This is a genomic window from Spirosoma daeguense (assembly GCF_054776875.1).
In genome coordinates, this window is record NZ_BAAHBF010000002.1 from 1,024,625 (window position 1) to 1,039,617 (window position 14,993).

Consider the following 14,993-nt stretch of genomic DNA (forward strand, 5'->3'; position numbering starts at 1 on the left):
TGTACAATGCATAATGGAGAATCTATAATGAGGAATGTACCCTAAAATCATTATAGATTCTCCATTATGCATTGTACATTAAAATCACTTCAGTTTCGCCATCTGCTCCACATTCCGGCGGGTATCGATTTTGCTGGCCTGTGCCATCTCCATCGACTTTTGAGCTGCTTTCTGTGCATCAGCGGTTTTCCCTGCCCGACGATACGCTTCGGCCTGTTCGTAATACAAATCGGCCTGTTCTTTAGGTGCGGGCTTCAGAGCCAATCCTTTATTGACCCATTTTACCACCGTTGGTACGTCTGATACGTCGGGACTACTGCGGTTGAAAAGTCGCGATATGTAGATATATTCAGGAGCCGTCAACTGATTCGTATTCACCTGATTATCCATACGTTCAGTAGCTTTTGCTGTTTGCTTTGCCCGGAAGTAGGCATTCACCTCGGGCAGTAACGTTCGGTTGGCGGCTATTTTCGGGTCGATACCGATTTTAGTTAAACCTTGCTTGATTTCCAGAACTTTAGGTGCCGGAAACAGTGCTCCCCGACCACTATATAACGACGACATCAGAATATTTTCGGCCACCTGCTGGGTTTCCTGTGCACCATACGATTTCCGATACGTATCAAGATGCCCAAGCATATACTGAAACATCGGATTTTCGTAATCAAGAACCAGTTTTTGCAGAGCCAGCCAGTTTGTCTGATTCGCGAAGTTCGCGGCCGATTGTTGACGCGCATATTCGTTCATGGCAGCCATATTCGCCACCGTATCACGGGTTACGCGGGCAAACATCGCATAATCAATCAGAAAATTAGGCGATCGTTCGCCCTGCTGAAAACGCGACTTCATGGTCTGGCTACGACTCTGTGGATCTAATGCGCTGGTACCGTGCCGAATAACCTCGTCGGTCGAGTTGTTGCTCATGGCAAAGTGAACCATATTCTGCTGCGGGTCGAAATACAGAAATAGCGGCAGCGACGGTACAAAAAGATGGCGGGTTTCGAGGAATGAGCGGGTAGCAGGCTGGTTAATATCCAGTTTCGTACTCACAAACTTGCTATTATAGAACTTCCCAACCCGCGCATCCTGAAGCGTAGGAACAAAGCTCTCACAAACATGGCAAGTCGGCGAAAAAACCTCAATAAATACTGGTTTTCCGGCCCGTTTTGCTTCCTGAAATACGGCACTGATGGGAATCTGCCGAAAATTAATTCCTCCCTTTTGAGCAAGAGCGATGTTTGCTACGAAAAGCAGCAGAAAAATCTTTTTCATGAATAAGAAAATCGTTCGTAAACAGGAACTAGCAAATTAACGGCCAGTATGTAGTGAATAATGTAAAATGGAGAATGAATAATGTAGAATGCAAGCAGAATGGCGTTAAGTCTCTAGTTATCAGAGATAAAATTGTCAATCATTATACATTTTACATTATTCATTTCACTACGCCACTACTGCTGTTTTTCCTGCTGCTTAATTTCCTCTTCGAGCCGCTTACTGAGTACCCGACATGTGTTCTCGATGTCATCAGCCATACGCTGGTCGCCCGTAGCATTTACGGCTGTATCGGCAATACCACTCATCATTTCAATCAGGAAACGCTTCATATCGACCACTTCCATATCCTTGGTCCATAAGTCAATTTTGAGCGTACTGTTGTGAAAATGATCCCAAAGCGCAATGGCGATGGCACGCGTATCGCTTAATCCTTCGTTAGGATTGTCTGTAGCTTCCCAATAGATTTTTTCGGGAATATTCTGGTTGTCTAACTCAACCGAAAAATGGATCTCTGACTTTTTCATTCGTAAAAAAAGGGCCAATTGGCCCTTAAAATTACGCATAATCTGGCGTTGTGTTGTGGAATTTGTCAGGAAGTCGCTCGTTTGTCTAGTCGGCCTGGTCAAGTTGAGCGCCAAAAAGTACCAGTTTTGCGGGTCGTCTACTTAATTTTAACGGCTCAGAACGCGCAAGTGAATTTGCCTGAATAACCCGAATTTCGCGCTGCTCAGGCTGTGATATATAGACAAATTTGCGGGAAACCGTCATATCTGGTTTAACGGTGGCCGCAGCATCAATAGCCTCCGCAACCTTAGCACTACCCAGTAATTGATCGGTTTTTCCGTCGTAAGCCTGCAACGTACCGTCGGTAAGCAACGCAAACACCCGCTGTCCTTCTTTATCAAACTTAAAAAGAGAAACCTTATCGTCTGCCACTACTGGCATTATCTGGTTTTTCACTACGTCGATTCGATAGACACCGATTTTGGCATTATAGCCATAAAATGTTCCTGTTCCTTCGCAGTAATATACCGCCGAAAGCCAGTTCTGACCAAAGCTTTCCGGGTTTTTGATTGTCCGTTGGCTTCCATCTTTCGCAACCACCAGAATTCCTTCCGGGTGACCAAACAGAGCTAATTCGCCATTTCCGGCATCCCCATGAATACCTTTGGTTGCCAATACGGACGTTTTGAGTACGTTGCCATTTTCGTCTACAATTTTAACCCGTTCGGGCAACGTACTACTAACGGTTCCATCTTTCTGCGTAACGGCAAACGTATTATTACTGAATGCCACAACGGCACCGTGATGCGCTACGTCTACTTTCACCATTTTTGGCTTAGCTCCCGGCGCACTGAGGTCATACTCGGTTGTTAACGCCAACGTAGCATCTCCATCGTTAAAAATAGCAACCCGATCTCCACCCGAATTCCAGAAAAAGACGTGGGTTGGTTTGGGGGCTTCAGAAACCAACGACGACCATTTAGGCTGTCCCAGCACGTGTACATGATCGTTATGGGCTTCGATATTGGAATCGAAAAATTGAACGTAGTTGTTGGCGTAGTTCACCAACGTAGCGTAGCGTCCACTGCGTGTTGCGTATAGACTTGAACCCGAAAAGCGAGCCTGAAACTCCTGACTTTTTCGATCTACAGGATTGATCAGCGATACGGTTGTCCCGTCGGCATCCGTCACGAGCAGTCGGCTATAAATAGCTTCTTTTTCATCAGGAATAACGTCCGTTTGTTGTTTACAGGCATTTGCTGTAATAAGCAGCAAGACAAAAGAAATGAATAGTTTTGGCGAAGTAGCGTTCATGCAAAATCATCTTTAAATGCAACAATGTTGCAAATAAAGCACTCCAGATTCTTAAATGCAACATTGTTGCATTTAAGAATCTAATACCTGCCTACAACACCCATTTCACTTTCTGTTATAGCTACTGACCTCCTACCATACGCCACGTACCATAGATTTATTGAGCGGACAACCATTCTGGTTTTACAAAAATGGCGTACTAAACGCCTATCCTTTTTTACACGAAGATATTGACAGCGAAATCGTAATTATGGGCGGAGGCATCACAGGTGCTTTGCTTGCCTGGTCGCTAACCGAAGCTGGTTTTCCGGTTGTGGTGCTCGAAAAGCGGCACATTGGCTTGGGTAGTACGTCGGGGAGCACTGCCCTGCTATAGTACGAAATCGATACTATGCTTACCGAGCTGATTGATTTGATCGGCGAACAACAAGCGGTTCGGAGCTATAAACTTTGTATCGAGGCCATCTATAAAGTTCAGGCTATTATCCAGTCACTTGCCATTGATACCCACTTTTCGCTACGTAAAAGCGTGTATTACGCATCAAAAAAAGACGATATAGAACCGCTGAAAAGGGAGTTTGAGCAGCGAAAAAAACACAGTATTCAGGTCGATTGGTGTGATAAATCGGATTTACGGGAGCATTTTCCGCACGATGGTGCACAGGTTGATGCGTATCGGCTAGCTCATGCACTGTTTCTGTTTCAACACTGTATTCAGAAGGGAGCGCGGGTTTTCGATACGGTTGAAGTTACGGATATTCAGCATAACCAATATAACGTTACGTTACTATTGGAAAACGGGTATAACGGTTATAAAGTAAGAACTAAAAAATTAGTGGTTGCCTGCGGCTATGAATCACAAAATTACCTCTCAAAACGGGTAGTCGATTTTAACTCAACGTATGCGCTGGTCAGCAAGCCGATTCCGCAAAATACACTCTGGTATCAGAATGCGCTGCTCTGGGAAAGTGCCCGCCCTTATCTTTACCTACGTACTACCGACGATAAACGGGTACTAATTGGCGGCAAAGACGAACCTTTTCGGAACGCGGTAAAACGGGATAAGCTGCTACGTAGCAAAAGTCGTCAGCTCGAACAGTTTGTCTGTAAACTATTTCCCGAACTACCATTTACGATTGACTATGAATGGTGTGGTACGTTCGCCGAAACCAAAGATGGACTACCTTATATAGGCAGTGTTGCCGAGCATCCGAATACGTACTTTGCGCTTGGTTTTGGCGGAAACGGTATTTTGTTCAGTATGATTGCCGCCGACATTATTACCGATTTACTACGTGGCCGACAGAATACCGATACGTCGATTTTTGGATTTAATCGATAGCATCCTGTCAACGGTTATGCTGCAACGGAAAAGTAAAGAGTGAATACGAAGCCGTTCTGATTAGTTATTGCATAAGTTCCGCGTAGTTGAGCAACCTGAATCTGAATCAATCGCATCCCAAACGATTGGCGGGTTTTGGCCCCTAACTCGCTGGCTGATCGTGACTGGATACCCGGTCCATTATCGGCCACTTCCAGATGAATTCGATTATTCTTCCGCTTACAGACAACTCGAAAAATGGGTTCTTTATGATTGTGGAAAGCGTATTTACAAGCATTTGTTGCCAGTTCATTTAACAGTAAGCCTACGGAGAGAGCCTGATCGGCGGATAACAAAACAGGTTCCAGCTCATACACAGGCTGTATATACCCAAAGCCAAACGATTGTAATACGTTCTCAATCAGGTCTGGTATATAATCAGACAAATCGACCTGCGCCAACGTATCATTATCGTACAACCTTCGGTGCAGAATTGCCATCGTTTCGATACGTAGCTGGCTCACTTCAACCGCCTTTCTAGCGTTTTCATCTGTCAGCCGATTTGCCTGTAAATTGAGTAGGCTGGATACTACCTGTAAATTATTTTTACCCGATGATTCTGCTCTTTTACCAACTCTTCGTTACGTATACTGATACGTTGATTTTTCCGATAAAGTCGAAAAAAGACAAAACTCATCCCAACGGTAAACATCAACAAGGCAACCATGGTCGCCATAAATCGTTGCTGAAAGCGTAAGTTCTCCGCACGTAGCGTCAGTTCTTTTTGCTGCGATTTCAGAAGCGTTTCCCGCTTTTCGGTTTCATACTCAACGCCAAGCCTCGTAACGGCACCATCGCGATCGGCAATGTAATTACTACGCTCAAGCTCATGCAATTTCATACTATGGTCAAAAGTTCGTCGCCAGTCACCACGTTTCAGGTAGTAATCACGGGAAATAGACTCAAGCCGAATAAGATATTGATAGGAGTTTGCGTAGGTACCTTTACTTAAAAACTGCCTAGCCTCCTGAAGCCAGTACTGAGCCTGGCTGTTATTGCCCATGTCAACATACATCGCAGCCAGTTCCATCATCACTCTACCTCTATGTGCCAGTTCTTCGCCAGTTGCCAGTTCGAGAGCCTTTTTCAGATGTGAACTACCAGCAACGTCCTTTTTTTCATACCAAAGTTTTTGGCCAAGATACATGTGATGATTGAGCACATCCAGAGGCTTCTTACTTTTTTCGAAAAACGATTCGTTCAACTTCCAATAGTAGTTGAACGAATCAGGATTAGATTTTGGCAGATTCGGGCGTTTCCCTCCCTCCGACCAATCTCTGGCATAATTACCACTAATCGCTCCATAAGCCATTGCAATCGACGGCTTTGACTTAATCCGTCTGGCTACCTCCAACGCCAGTTTTGCGTATTTGGTCGACTTAAAATAGTCACCCTGCCGAAACGCCGAACCGGTTAACCAACGATATAAACGGGCCAAGTTTTCCGAATCGCCACGTGGTTCAATGATCGCCAATGATTTAATAAACCACCGTTGTGATGTCAGAAAATTGCCCGCTCCATCAAATGCTTTCCCGTAGAGATAGTAGGCTTCGGCTAATAACAGCGAATCTTTGGCGGCAATGGCTTTTCTATAAACAGTGTCGGCCCACAGTATTTTATGCTGCTGCGGAGGCAGTACAACCGGCTTTTGCGCCCAGACTATACGTAGCGCCATATTCCCCAGCACAAACACCAGTATAAACCGGCAAAACGGTCTTGTCCCCCAATTCATACTGAGAAAAATTCCTTATTTATTGAACTAAAGTACAGGCAATTCGACCGACTTGCAAGTAAAAAATACTGGTTGCGGCAAGTCCGTGATTCGTAAAGAAAAAGGTGGGTTTGGTGAAGAAATTGCGTTTTTCACACTTGTCGAAAACCTGCTTTATAAGAAAAAATATTTTTATGTCTAACGTAGTGACAATTCAGATTTGGGCAAAACTGTAGCGTATCAGAAATAGCTAGTTTCCGCCTTGGCTGAAGAAAAAACGGTACCTTCGTGCCGGAAGAATTCTGAATTTATGTATACGTTATATGCCATTCCGAACTGCGATACCGTAAAAAAAGCCCGTACCTGGCTAGCCGAACACGGCATCGATTATCAGTTTCACGATTACAAAAAACAAGGTATTGACCGTCAAACCATTGAACACTGGCTTACACAAAAGTCATGGGAGGAGCTAGTTAACAAGGCAGGCCAAACCTGGAAAAAATTACCTGACTCCGAAAAACCAACCGATAAGGAAGGAGCTATTGCTCTGATGCTCGACAAAACCTCAGTGATCCGCCGACCATTGATAGAATCCGATGATAAAATTGTGGCTTTAGGGTTCAAATCGGAGGAGTACGCTGAAACGTTTTTGGCCTAAACCAAGGTTCTATCGGTAAACGCCCCGCCATGATAAAGAAAACACTGGACTCACCGGAAGCGATAAAGTTTCTGGTCGATTCGTTTTACGAGAAAGTACAGGCCGACCCGTTTATTGGCCCTGTTTTTACCGACGTAGCACAGGTCGATTGGGCAGCGCATTTACCAAAAATGTATGCATTCTGGGAAAGCATTATTCTCGGCAATAACCGTTATGATGGGCACCCTTTCCGCCCACATCTGATTGTTAACCAGCAACATACCCTCACCACGGCTCACTTTGAACGCTGGCTGCACTTATTTTATAAAACGTTGGCAGAGAACTTCACGGGCGAAACAGCCGAACAGGTTCGACAACGAGCAACACAAATTGCCCTCGTATGGAGCCGAAAGCTGGAATACCTCAATGAATCATAAACAGAAACGCGGACGTATTGCCCGCGTTTCTGTTTATGATTAGAACTATGTTTTACTGTTTTGAAAATACCCGTTTCAGCAAATCTGAAACCCGTGCAGCCGGATTCTCCCGAATTTTCTGTTCTTCCTGAGCTACCAGAATAAACAGGCCATCAACGGCTTTGCCTGTTGCATATTCGGTCAGGTTCGGATTGGCTTTCTTCTGAATAAACGGTATTTTATTGTAGGTATTAACCAGATCGGCGTAATACTTCGTTGCGTTGTTTTTCTTCAACGTACTGTCGATAATCGGGGTAAACTCCATCACAAGTTGCTGACCGGACGTCCGGCGCAGGTATTGGGTTGCGGCATCGTTCTGACCGCCCAAAATACCAACGGCATCCTGAATTGTCATCGACGTAATGGCTTTTACAAATACGGGAGCCGCTTTTTTAGCCGCATCCTCAGCCGCCCGATTGAGCGATAACTCAAACTGATCAACCTGCTTACTGAATCCAATCTGCCGAAGTTTATTCGCTACGTTCTGCGCTTCGGGCGGAAAGGCAATTTTCAATAACGGATTTTTAAAGTAACCGTCAAGTTTTGATGCCTGCGTAGAGCCGTTGGTAACCCCAACACGTAGCGCTTCTTTCAGCCCCGAAGCAATATCACTACTCGACAAGCCCCCCGACGTACCGGCCGACGGTTGCGTAACAGCGTCCAGAATTTTCCCAAAAATGCTTCCTCCCGATGATTTCTGGCGAGTGGAATCCTGAGCAAAACCAGTTTGGTTAAGCATGAAAGCTAACAGAGCGGCAGTAATGATTTGTTTTTTCATCTTTGAATTAATCAGGTTGCCATTTCATAACGCTCAATGGCCTAAATCGTTTTTTCGTACTTTTGACAGCAATGAACGGCGAATGTATAATGGTTTACAAAAAAATATTTTCAATAATCTGATTATCAGACAAATATTTTTCCAGAAACCCACAAATCTACGTAACAGGTCGTTACTCAGGCGCTATTCTTCATTATTCTTTTACGAATGACCAACATGATACGTGCCGAGGTCATTACCATCGGCGATGAAATTCTCTTCGGCCAGATCACCGATACCAATACCCAATGGATTGGTACTGAACTAACGAACATCGGCATCCGTCCGATACGTAAATCCTCCGTAGGCGATCAGGTAAACGCCATTCTGGACGTATTACATGAAGCACACCAACGGGCTGATGTTATCATTATTACAGGTGGGTTAGGTCCGACTAAAGACGATATTACCAAGAAAACGCTTTGTACGTACTTCGGCGTTGGCATGGTACGTAACGAAGATGCTCTGGCTTTGGTCACCAGCTTTTTTGAGAAACGGGGCCGCGCCATGACCGACCTCAACCGCGCTCAGGCCGATTTACCCGCCAATGCCGTTTACATGCAGAACGATTGGGGAACCGCGCCGGGAATGTGGTTTGAGTATGAAGGTCGCGTATATGTGTCGCTACCGGGCGTACCGTTCGAGATGAAGCATCTGATGGCAAATCGGATTCTGCCTAAACTGTCAAAGCACTTCCAGACGCCAGTTATCAAACATAAAATGATACGTACTGTTGGCATCGGTGAATCGTTTCTGGCCGAACGTATTGAAGCCTGGGAAGATGCATTACCTGCTCACATTCGGTTAGCGTATCTGCCGAGTTTTGGTGGGGTAAAATTACGTCTGACGGCCACGGGTTCCGACGAAAATCAGCTTAACAAAGAACTAGCCGAACAGGTAAGTAAGGTGTTGCCTCTGATTGAAAAAAACGTGTTTGGTTACGATAACGATGAACTTGAAGTTGTGGTTGGTCAGTTATTGAAGGAGAAAAATCAGACACTTAGTATTGCCGAAAGCTGCACAGGTGGCTACGTTTCGTCGCAGATTACCAAAGTACCCGGTTCGTCGGCTTATTTCTGGGGAAGTATTGTCAGTTATAGCAATGCGGTGAAAGTAACGCAATTAGGTGTTCAGCCAGAAACGCTGGAGCAACACGGGGCCGTGAGTGAAGAAACGATTCGGCAGATGGCCGAAGGCATTCGTAAAGTACTGGGCACTAACGTAGGAATAGCTACCAGTGGTATTGCAGGCCCCGACGGTGGTACGCCCGAAAAGCCAGTTGGCACTATCTGGATTGCCTGTTCAACTGAAAAACGGACCGTAGCACGTTTGCTCCGACTCGGCCAATATCGCGACCAGAATATTCAATTAACCGCAACATACGTTCTAAATATGTTGCGGGAAGAGTTATTAACAAATGAGTAAAGAACGCTGGGTAAGGTTAAATGACGGAGAACGTCTAACAACCATTATCCATTGTCAATTATTCATTATTCATAAAAAAACACATGGCTCTGATTGACATGGTGATGCCCAAAATGGGCGAAAGTATAATGGAATGTACGGTGATCAACTGGTTAAAAAAACCGGGAGATCGAATTGAGGTCGATGAATCTGTACTGGAAGTAGCTACAGATAAAGTTGATACAGAAGTACCAGCTCCACAAACGGGCATTCTGAAAGAAATTCTGGTAAACGACGGCGACGTAGTAACCATTGGTGCAGCCATTGCCCGCATCGAGGTAGAAGCGGCAACCGGATCAGGTACGCCCCCCTCCGACCTCTCTCCATCCGACGAAACAGCAAACCAAACGCCTAAGGGTATTGGCGACGTAGCAAACGTAGAAGCAGAATCGTCTAAAATCGACGTACCGGAAGCAGACGTATCAGCAGCCGTTCAGGAGCTGGAAACCAATATTGCAGCTATGAGTAGTCGGTCGCCCAGCGAAAAGCCGACCAACGTATCACCGGCCGATACACCAGCGTTTGGCAATCGGTTCTATTCACCATTAGTGCTCAATATAGCCAAAGAAGAGAACGTTTCGCGCGATGAGCTTGAGCGAATACCCGGCTCTGGAGCAGACAATCGCGTAACAAAAAAAGACATTCTGGCCTACGTTCTTGATCGGGCTGAAGACCGTGGTTTTGGCATTAAAACACAGGAGAAAAAACCTGCCGACACTAAAGCTGCTACGTTCCCTACAGCGCAGAACCCAACGGCTGCTACGTCGATAAATGGCCAAACGGATATTATCCAGATGGACCGGATGCGCAAGATGATTGCGCAGCGGATGGTCGAATCAAAGCAGATTTCACCCCACGTCAGTTCGTTTGTTGAAGCCGACATGACTCCGGTTGTAGAGTGGCGTATCAGTATCAAAGATCGCTTTAAACAACAAACGGGCGAAAATCTGACCTTCACACCGATTCTTATTGAAGCGGTTGTGAAAGCCATCAAGGATTTTCCAATGATTAACGTATCACTCGAAGGCGATAAAATCCTGGTTAAAAAAGCGGTTAATATCGGCATGGCGGTTGCACTCCCAAGCGGCAACCTTATTGTGCCCGTTATTCATAATGCAGATCAGTATAATTTGGTTGGTCTTGCAAAAAAGGTGAATGATCTGACCCGTCGTGCCCGCGAGAACAAACTCACTGCCGACGATCTGGCTGGCGGTACCTACACCATTTCGAACATTGGTACGTTCGGCAATCTTATGGGAACCCCTATCATTGTGCAGCCACAGGTAGCGATTATGGCATTCGGAGCCATTGTCAAGAAACCCGCCGTTATTGAAACTCCTCAGGGCGATTTTATCGGCATTCGTCAGCTAATGTTTCTTTCACACTCCTACGACCACCGCATTGTCGATGGTTCACTGGGCGGACAATTTGTTCGGCGCGTTGCCGATTATCTGGAACAATTTAAACCTGGATTTAGCTGATTTTAGGATCAAAGTTGATTTTGATTGAGTTGGCAAGTTTTTCACATCCTGTTTATGCTTGTCGCTTATAGAAACTGAAAGCCCCATCCGACTATCTAAAATAGTCGGATGGGGCTATTTTTATACTTATACTGGTCGTGCATTGATTGCTAACTAAACCTATAAATCTAGCGCGTTCGTTGTCGGGAACGGCCTGCAGGCTGAAATCGCTACCTTCTGATCTATTTGTTTGTTAGCACAGTAGATTTCATCTTGTCAAACGCCCTAATTATGATACAGCTTAATGAATGCTTCGTCGTCTCCGGGAGGATCGTTTATTAATGAAGTCAAATTGGATGAGCCACAAAGAATTTCAGAAAACTGGTCATCATTTTTTACTGTTTAATTGGTAGATTGAATTTGGTTCGCCATTTTTGCCAGACCCTTACGCAGTTTATCTTTCTTAACCCGCCCAAAGACAAGTCAGTTAGTGCTGGCTTATTTATTTTTATATTCATTCTACTTAATAGATAGAATATAAAGGCTTTATTTTACATAAGTCTCAATCAACGCACAATAATGTCTTTTCCCCATTCTGTTTAACTCACACAACTGCGGGTTTGAATCTGTTGCAGAACCTGAGTATTCACTTTTTTCATGCCTATATGACCTATTTATTACTTGCTCGACTACGTAGCTTTGAATCTAAACGCAGGCTACTTTTTGTTCTTTTCTGTCTGCTGGCCCTTTCTGGACAGGCGCAAACTATCCTCACCGGTACAGTTAAAGACGCTACGTCGGCTGAAACTTTGGCTGGCGCTACGGTACAAGTTAAAGGCACAAACACTGGCACTACCACCGATACGCGTGGGCAGTACCAAATCAGCCTGCCTCAAAACGTAGCTTCCCCCATTTTGGTCTTTTCATTCATTGGCTATCAGCCACTTGAGCTGGCAGTTGGCAATCGTTCCATAGTGGATGTGCAGTTAGTCGCCACCAATAATGCCCTCAGCGAAGTGGTGGTGGTAGGGTACGGGGTTCAGAATCGGCGCGACATCACTACGTCCATTGGGTCTGTACGTGCGCGCGATATTGCTAATCAACCGGTTGTGAGTTTCGACAATGCTATTGCCGCTAAAATTGCTGGTGTGCAGGTGGTGCAAACATCAGGTGCGCCTGGTGCTGCTCTTCAAGTACGGGTACGGGGAACCGGTTCTATAAGCGCAGGTCTGGACCCGCTCTACGTGATCGATGGAATACCTCTTTCGCGAGATTCCAAGTTTGCCACTGGCAGCACAAATACGCAATTCCCCGACAATCCGGTTAACGTACTGAGCACAATCAATACTGATGATATTGAGAGTATTGAGGTGCTGAAAGACGCTTCTGCCGCAGCTATTTACGGATCGCGGGGGTCGAACGGCGTAGTATTACTGACCACGAAACGAGGAAAAGAAGGAAAGACAACCATCAGCTACGACGGATTCGTGGGAGTTCAGCAGGTGAGTAAGAAATTAGACCTGCTCAATGCATACGAATATGCCACATTGAATGCTGAAGCTAAAAATAACGCTTACCTCGAACGAAATCCGACTGGTAAAATCACCGACTCCAACGATATTCGAAATCGCGGTGTAGGAGCTCCCAGCACGTTGATTCCTCCACAGGTAACACCTTATCTGACAGGTCAGGCCGGTTTAACCAATACCGACTGGCAGGACGAAATCTTTCAGGCCGCTCCTATTCATAACCACACGTTGTCAATTAGTGGAGGCAGTGCCAATGCGCGCTACTACGTATCGGGTAATTACCTCAACCAGCGGGGAACTGTTATTAATTCGGGTTACAAGCGCTACAGCACACGTGCCAACCTTGATGTGAAAACGGGGCGTCTATCGGTAGGTTTCAATCTGAATCCTACTTATTCGTATCACGACCTCATCAAAGCCGAAGGCCCCTATCTGGCTGACGGGGTCATTGGACTTGCGGTTCAGATTCCACCCCTTTTTCCTGTTTACAATGCCGATGGCTCCTATAATTTCGATGCTAACGGGTGGGGATATGGAGCGACATCGATCCTTAACCCGGTAGCTGTAGCTAAAGAAGTAAAAGATAAACTAAGCCAGCTCCGGCTCCTGGGAAATGCCTACGCGCAATATGACATCACAAAAGGTCTTTCGTACCGGATCAGCGTGGGAGGAGATCTGAACAGCTTTCAACGAGATTATTACCGGCCATCTACGGTCGAAATTCGTGACCGAAAGGGGCCGTCTATCCCAACAGGATTTTCGCGAACGCAGAACTACATCAATTGGCTAATCGAACATACGTTGAACTATAGCCAGAGTTTCGGCCAGCACAATTTGTCGGTACTGGCTGGTTTCTCGGCACAGAAAGATCGGCGTACTGCCAGTGAACTAACGGCAACCAACTTCCCTAACGACCTCGTACAGACGCTCAATGCCGGGCAGGTTACGGCGGGCGGTACCGATATTCAGGAATGGTCGCTGTTATCGTACATTGGCCGGGCTCAGTACGACTATAACGGCAGGTATCTGCTGTCGGCAGCTATCCGGGCCGATGGTTCCTCACGCTTCGGCGCAGCCAATCGCTGGGGTTACTTCCCCAGCGTATCGGCAGGTTGGAATATATCTCAGGAGGATTTTTTGAAAAGTGTATCATGGCTCAGCGATGTAAAAATCCGGGCCAGCTACGGACTGACAGGTAACTTTCAAATACCTAACTATGGGTCTGTAAGCCTGCTTAATTATCAGAACTATGTGCTTGGCCCTGAAAGCATCGTTAGCGGACTGGCGCCTGGCAACTCGGCCAACGATAAATTGAAATGGGAAAAAACAGCCATGCTCGATATCGGTTTCGATGCAGCTTTTCTACGTAATCGTCTGACGCTGACTTTTGATTATTATAATGCCAACACCTCCGATTTGCTGCTGAATGTACCCGTACCCCGTACATCGGGCTTTAGCACGGAGCTCCAGAATATTGGAAAAGTAAATAACGAAGGATTTGAATTCACGCTTGGTACGCAGCAAACCTTCGGGCGGTTTGGGTGGACGGCCAACGCCAACATCGCCACAAATAGAAATACGGTCAGAGCATTAGGCGCATCCGGCGACCCAATTATTGTGTCGGGCGGGGTAGCAGGAGCGCAGTTTATTACCCGTATTGGCGAACCCATTGGCCAGTACTGGACTATGAAGTATGATGGCGTGTTCAAAAATCAGGCGGAAGTAGATGCTTACCCCCATACAAGTACTACCAAACCCGGTGACTTCCGTTTTGTAGATACTAATGGCGATGGTAAAATTGATTTCAGCAGTGACCGTACCGTAACGGGCAGTTATTTCCCGAAATATACTTTTGGCTTTACGACCCGTTTCACCTTTGCAGGTTTTGACCTCGGGGCAACGGTGCAGGGGGTACAGGGCAACCAGATTATGAACCTGATCCGGCGATATATTTATAACTCGGAGGGCAATGGAAATCAGTTTCGGGGTGCTTTGAACCGCTGGCAATCCCCAGAAAACGTTGGTAATGGTCTGGTGAATCGCGCCAACCGGCTATCCACTGGCTCGAACGGAGAGATTTCGACCTGGCATATTGAAAGCGGTTCCTACGTTCGTATCCGTACAATTACGCTGGGCTACACACTTCCAGCCACCCTGTTGCAACGGCTCGGTTTGAGTCGGGCACGTGTCTATGCTACTACGCAGAATCCGTTTACGTTTACGAAATATACTGGCTACAATCCTGACGTTAGTGCCCGCCCTGACAACGCACTTTCGCAAGGCGAAGATTACGGAACCTACCCATTGGCCCGCACTACGTCAATTGGTGTTAACCTCAGCTTCTAAATTTAAAGAGCGAAAGAATGAAAGAGTGAAAGAGTGATTTAGTCGCTCCTACCTTCACCTCTCGTTCTGCTCATTCATA

At 46.0% G+C, this 14,993-nt stretch carries 11 protein-coding genes and 1 pseudogene; 6 read left to right on the plus strand and 6 right to left on the minus strand.

The features are described 5' to 3' along the window. Nucleotides 1–84: 84 nt before the first annotated feature. The 3 genes from ACYVD4_RS09160 to ACYVD4_RS09170 form a co-directional block, all read right to left on the minus strand. A complete protein-coding gene (locus ACYVD4_RS09160) occupies nt 85–1,272 on the minus strand; it encodes a thioredoxin domain-containing protein (RefSeq protein WP_460944662.1) in 1,188 nt (395 codons plus the stop codon). Between the two features lie 176 nt (nt 1,273–1,448). Continuing rightward, nucleotides 1,449–1,799 (minus strand): gliding motility protein GldC, encoded by a 351-nt coding sequence (gene gldC / locus ACYVD4_RS09165; protein ID WP_460944664.1) that lies wholly within the window; start codon nt 1,797–1,799, stop codon nt 1,449–1,451. 85 nt (nt 1,800–1,884) lie between these two features. After that, complete coding sequence (locus tag ACYVD4_RS09170) at nt 1,885–3,093, minus strand: hypothetical protein (RefSeq protein WP_460944666.1); 1,209 nt, start codon at nt 3,091–3,093, stop codon at nt 1,885–1,887. Between the two features lie 250 nt (nt 3,094–3,343). On the opposite strand from ACYVD4_RS09170, the pseudogene ACYVD4_RS09175 reads away from it, so the two are divergent. Further along, nucleotides 3,344–4,435: pseudogene (locus tag ACYVD4_RS09175) on the plus strand (NAD(P)/FAD-dependent oxidoreductase). Between the two features lie 14 nt (nt 4,436–4,449). Here ACYVD4_RS09175 and ACYVD4_RS09180 read toward each other — a convergent pair. Further along, nucleotides 4,450–4,971 (minus strand): sensor histidine kinase, encoded by a 522-nt coding sequence (locus tag ACYVD4_RS09180; protein ID WP_460944769.1) that lies wholly within the window; start codon nt 4,969–4,971, stop codon nt 4,450–4,452. 32 nt (nt 4,972–5,003) lie between these two features. Further along, nucleotides 5,004–6,206, minus strand: a complete 1,203-nt coding sequence (locus ACYVD4_RS09185; protein ID WP_460944668.1) for a hypothetical protein — start codon at nt 6,204–6,206, stop codon at nt 5,004–5,006. A gap of 289 nt (nt 6,207–6,495) precedes the next feature. On the opposite strand from ACYVD4_RS09185, the gene ACYVD4_RS09190 reads away from it, so the two are divergent. Continuing rightward, nucleotides 6,496–6,843, plus strand: coding sequence for an ArsC family reductase (locus ACYVD4_RS09190; protein ID WP_460944771.1), 348 nt, complete (start codon nt 6,496–6,498; stop codon nt 6,841–6,843). 29 nt (nt 6,844–6,872) lie between these two features. Then, the gene (locus ACYVD4_RS09195) at nt 6,873–7,259 is read left to right on the plus strand and encodes a group III truncated hemoglobin (RefSeq protein ID WP_460944670.1); all 387 of its coding nucleotides are present in this window, start codon (nt 6,873–6,875) and stop codon (nt 7,257–7,259) included. A 52-nt stretch (nt 7,260–7,311) separates the two neighbouring features. Here ACYVD4_RS09195 and ACYVD4_RS09200 read toward each other — a convergent pair whose 3' ends face one another. Further along, nucleotides 7,312–8,076 carry a DUF4197 domain-containing protein gene (locus tag ACYVD4_RS09200; RefSeq protein WP_460944671.1) on the minus strand — a complete coding sequence of 255 codons (765 nt, stop codon included), beginning with the start codon at nt 8,074–8,076 and terminating at the stop codon, nt 7,312–7,314. 207 nt (nt 8,077–8,283) lie between these two features. Between ACYVD4_RS09200 and ACYVD4_RS09205 the strand changes: the two genes are divergently transcribed. The 3 genes from ACYVD4_RS09205 to ACYVD4_RS09215 all read left to right on the plus strand — a co-directional run bounded on the left by ACYVD4_RS09205 (nt 8,284) and on the right by ACYVD4_RS09215 (nt 14,914). Then, complete coding sequence (locus tag ACYVD4_RS09205) at nt 8,284–9,540, plus strand: competence/damage-inducible protein A (RefSeq protein WP_460944673.1); 1,257 nt, start codon at nt 8,284–8,286, stop codon at nt 9,538–9,540. 83 nt (nt 9,541–9,623) lie between these two features. After that, nucleotides 9,624–11,060 carry a dihydrolipoamide acetyltransferase family protein gene (locus ACYVD4_RS09210; RefSeq protein ID WP_460944675.1) on the plus strand — a complete coding sequence of 479 codons (1,437 nt, stop codon included), beginning with the start codon at nt 9,624–9,626 and terminating at the stop codon, nt 11,058–11,060. A 644-nt stretch (nt 11,061–11,704) separates the two neighbouring features. Beyond that, on the plus strand, nt 11,705–14,914 hold the full coding sequence (locus ACYVD4_RS09215) for a SusC/RagA family TonB-linked outer membrane protein (protein ID WP_460944677.1): 3,210 nt from the start codon (nt 11,705–11,707) through the stop codon (nt 14,912–14,914). Nucleotides 14,915–14,993 lie beyond the last annotated feature (79 nt).

Coding starts and splice junctions, on each gene's coding strand:
- ACYVD4_RS09160 (WP_460944662.1), bottom strand. CDS start 1,272: ATGAAAAAGATTTTTCTGCTGCTTTTCGTAGCAAACATCGCTCTTGCT.
- gldC (WP_460944664.1), bottom strand. CDS start 1,799: ATGAAAAAGTCAGAGATCCATTTTTCGGTTGAGTTAGACAACCAGAAT.
- ACYVD4_RS09170 (WP_460944666.1), bottom strand. CDS start 3,093: ATGAACGCTACTTCGCCAAAACTATTCATTTCTTTTGTCTTGCTGCTT.
- ACYVD4_RS09185 (WP_460944668.1), bottom strand. CDS start 6,206: ATGAATTGGGGGACAAGACCGTTTTGCCGGTTTATACTGGTGTTTGTG.
- ACYVD4_RS09190 (WP_460944771.1), top strand. CDS start 6,496: ATGTATACGTTATATGCCATTCCGAACTGCGATACCGTAAAAAAAGCC.
- ACYVD4_RS09195 (WP_460944670.1), top strand. CDS start 6,873: ATGATAAAGAAAACACTGGACTCACCGGAAGCGATAAAGTTTCTGGTC.
- ACYVD4_RS09200 (WP_460944671.1), bottom strand. CDS start 8,076: ATGAAAAAACAAATCATTACTGCCGCTCTGTTAGCTTTCATGCTTAAC.
- ACYVD4_RS09205 (WP_460944673.1), top strand. CDS start 8,284: ATGACCAACATGATACGTGCCGAGGTCATTACCATCGGCGATGAAATT.
- ACYVD4_RS09210 (WP_460944675.1), top strand. CDS start 9,624: ATGGCTCTGATTGACATGGTGATGCCCAAAATGGGCGAAAGTATAATG.
- ACYVD4_RS09215 (WP_460944677.1), top strand. CDS start 11,705: ATGACCTATTTATTACTTGCTCGACTACGTAGCTTTGAATCTAAACGC.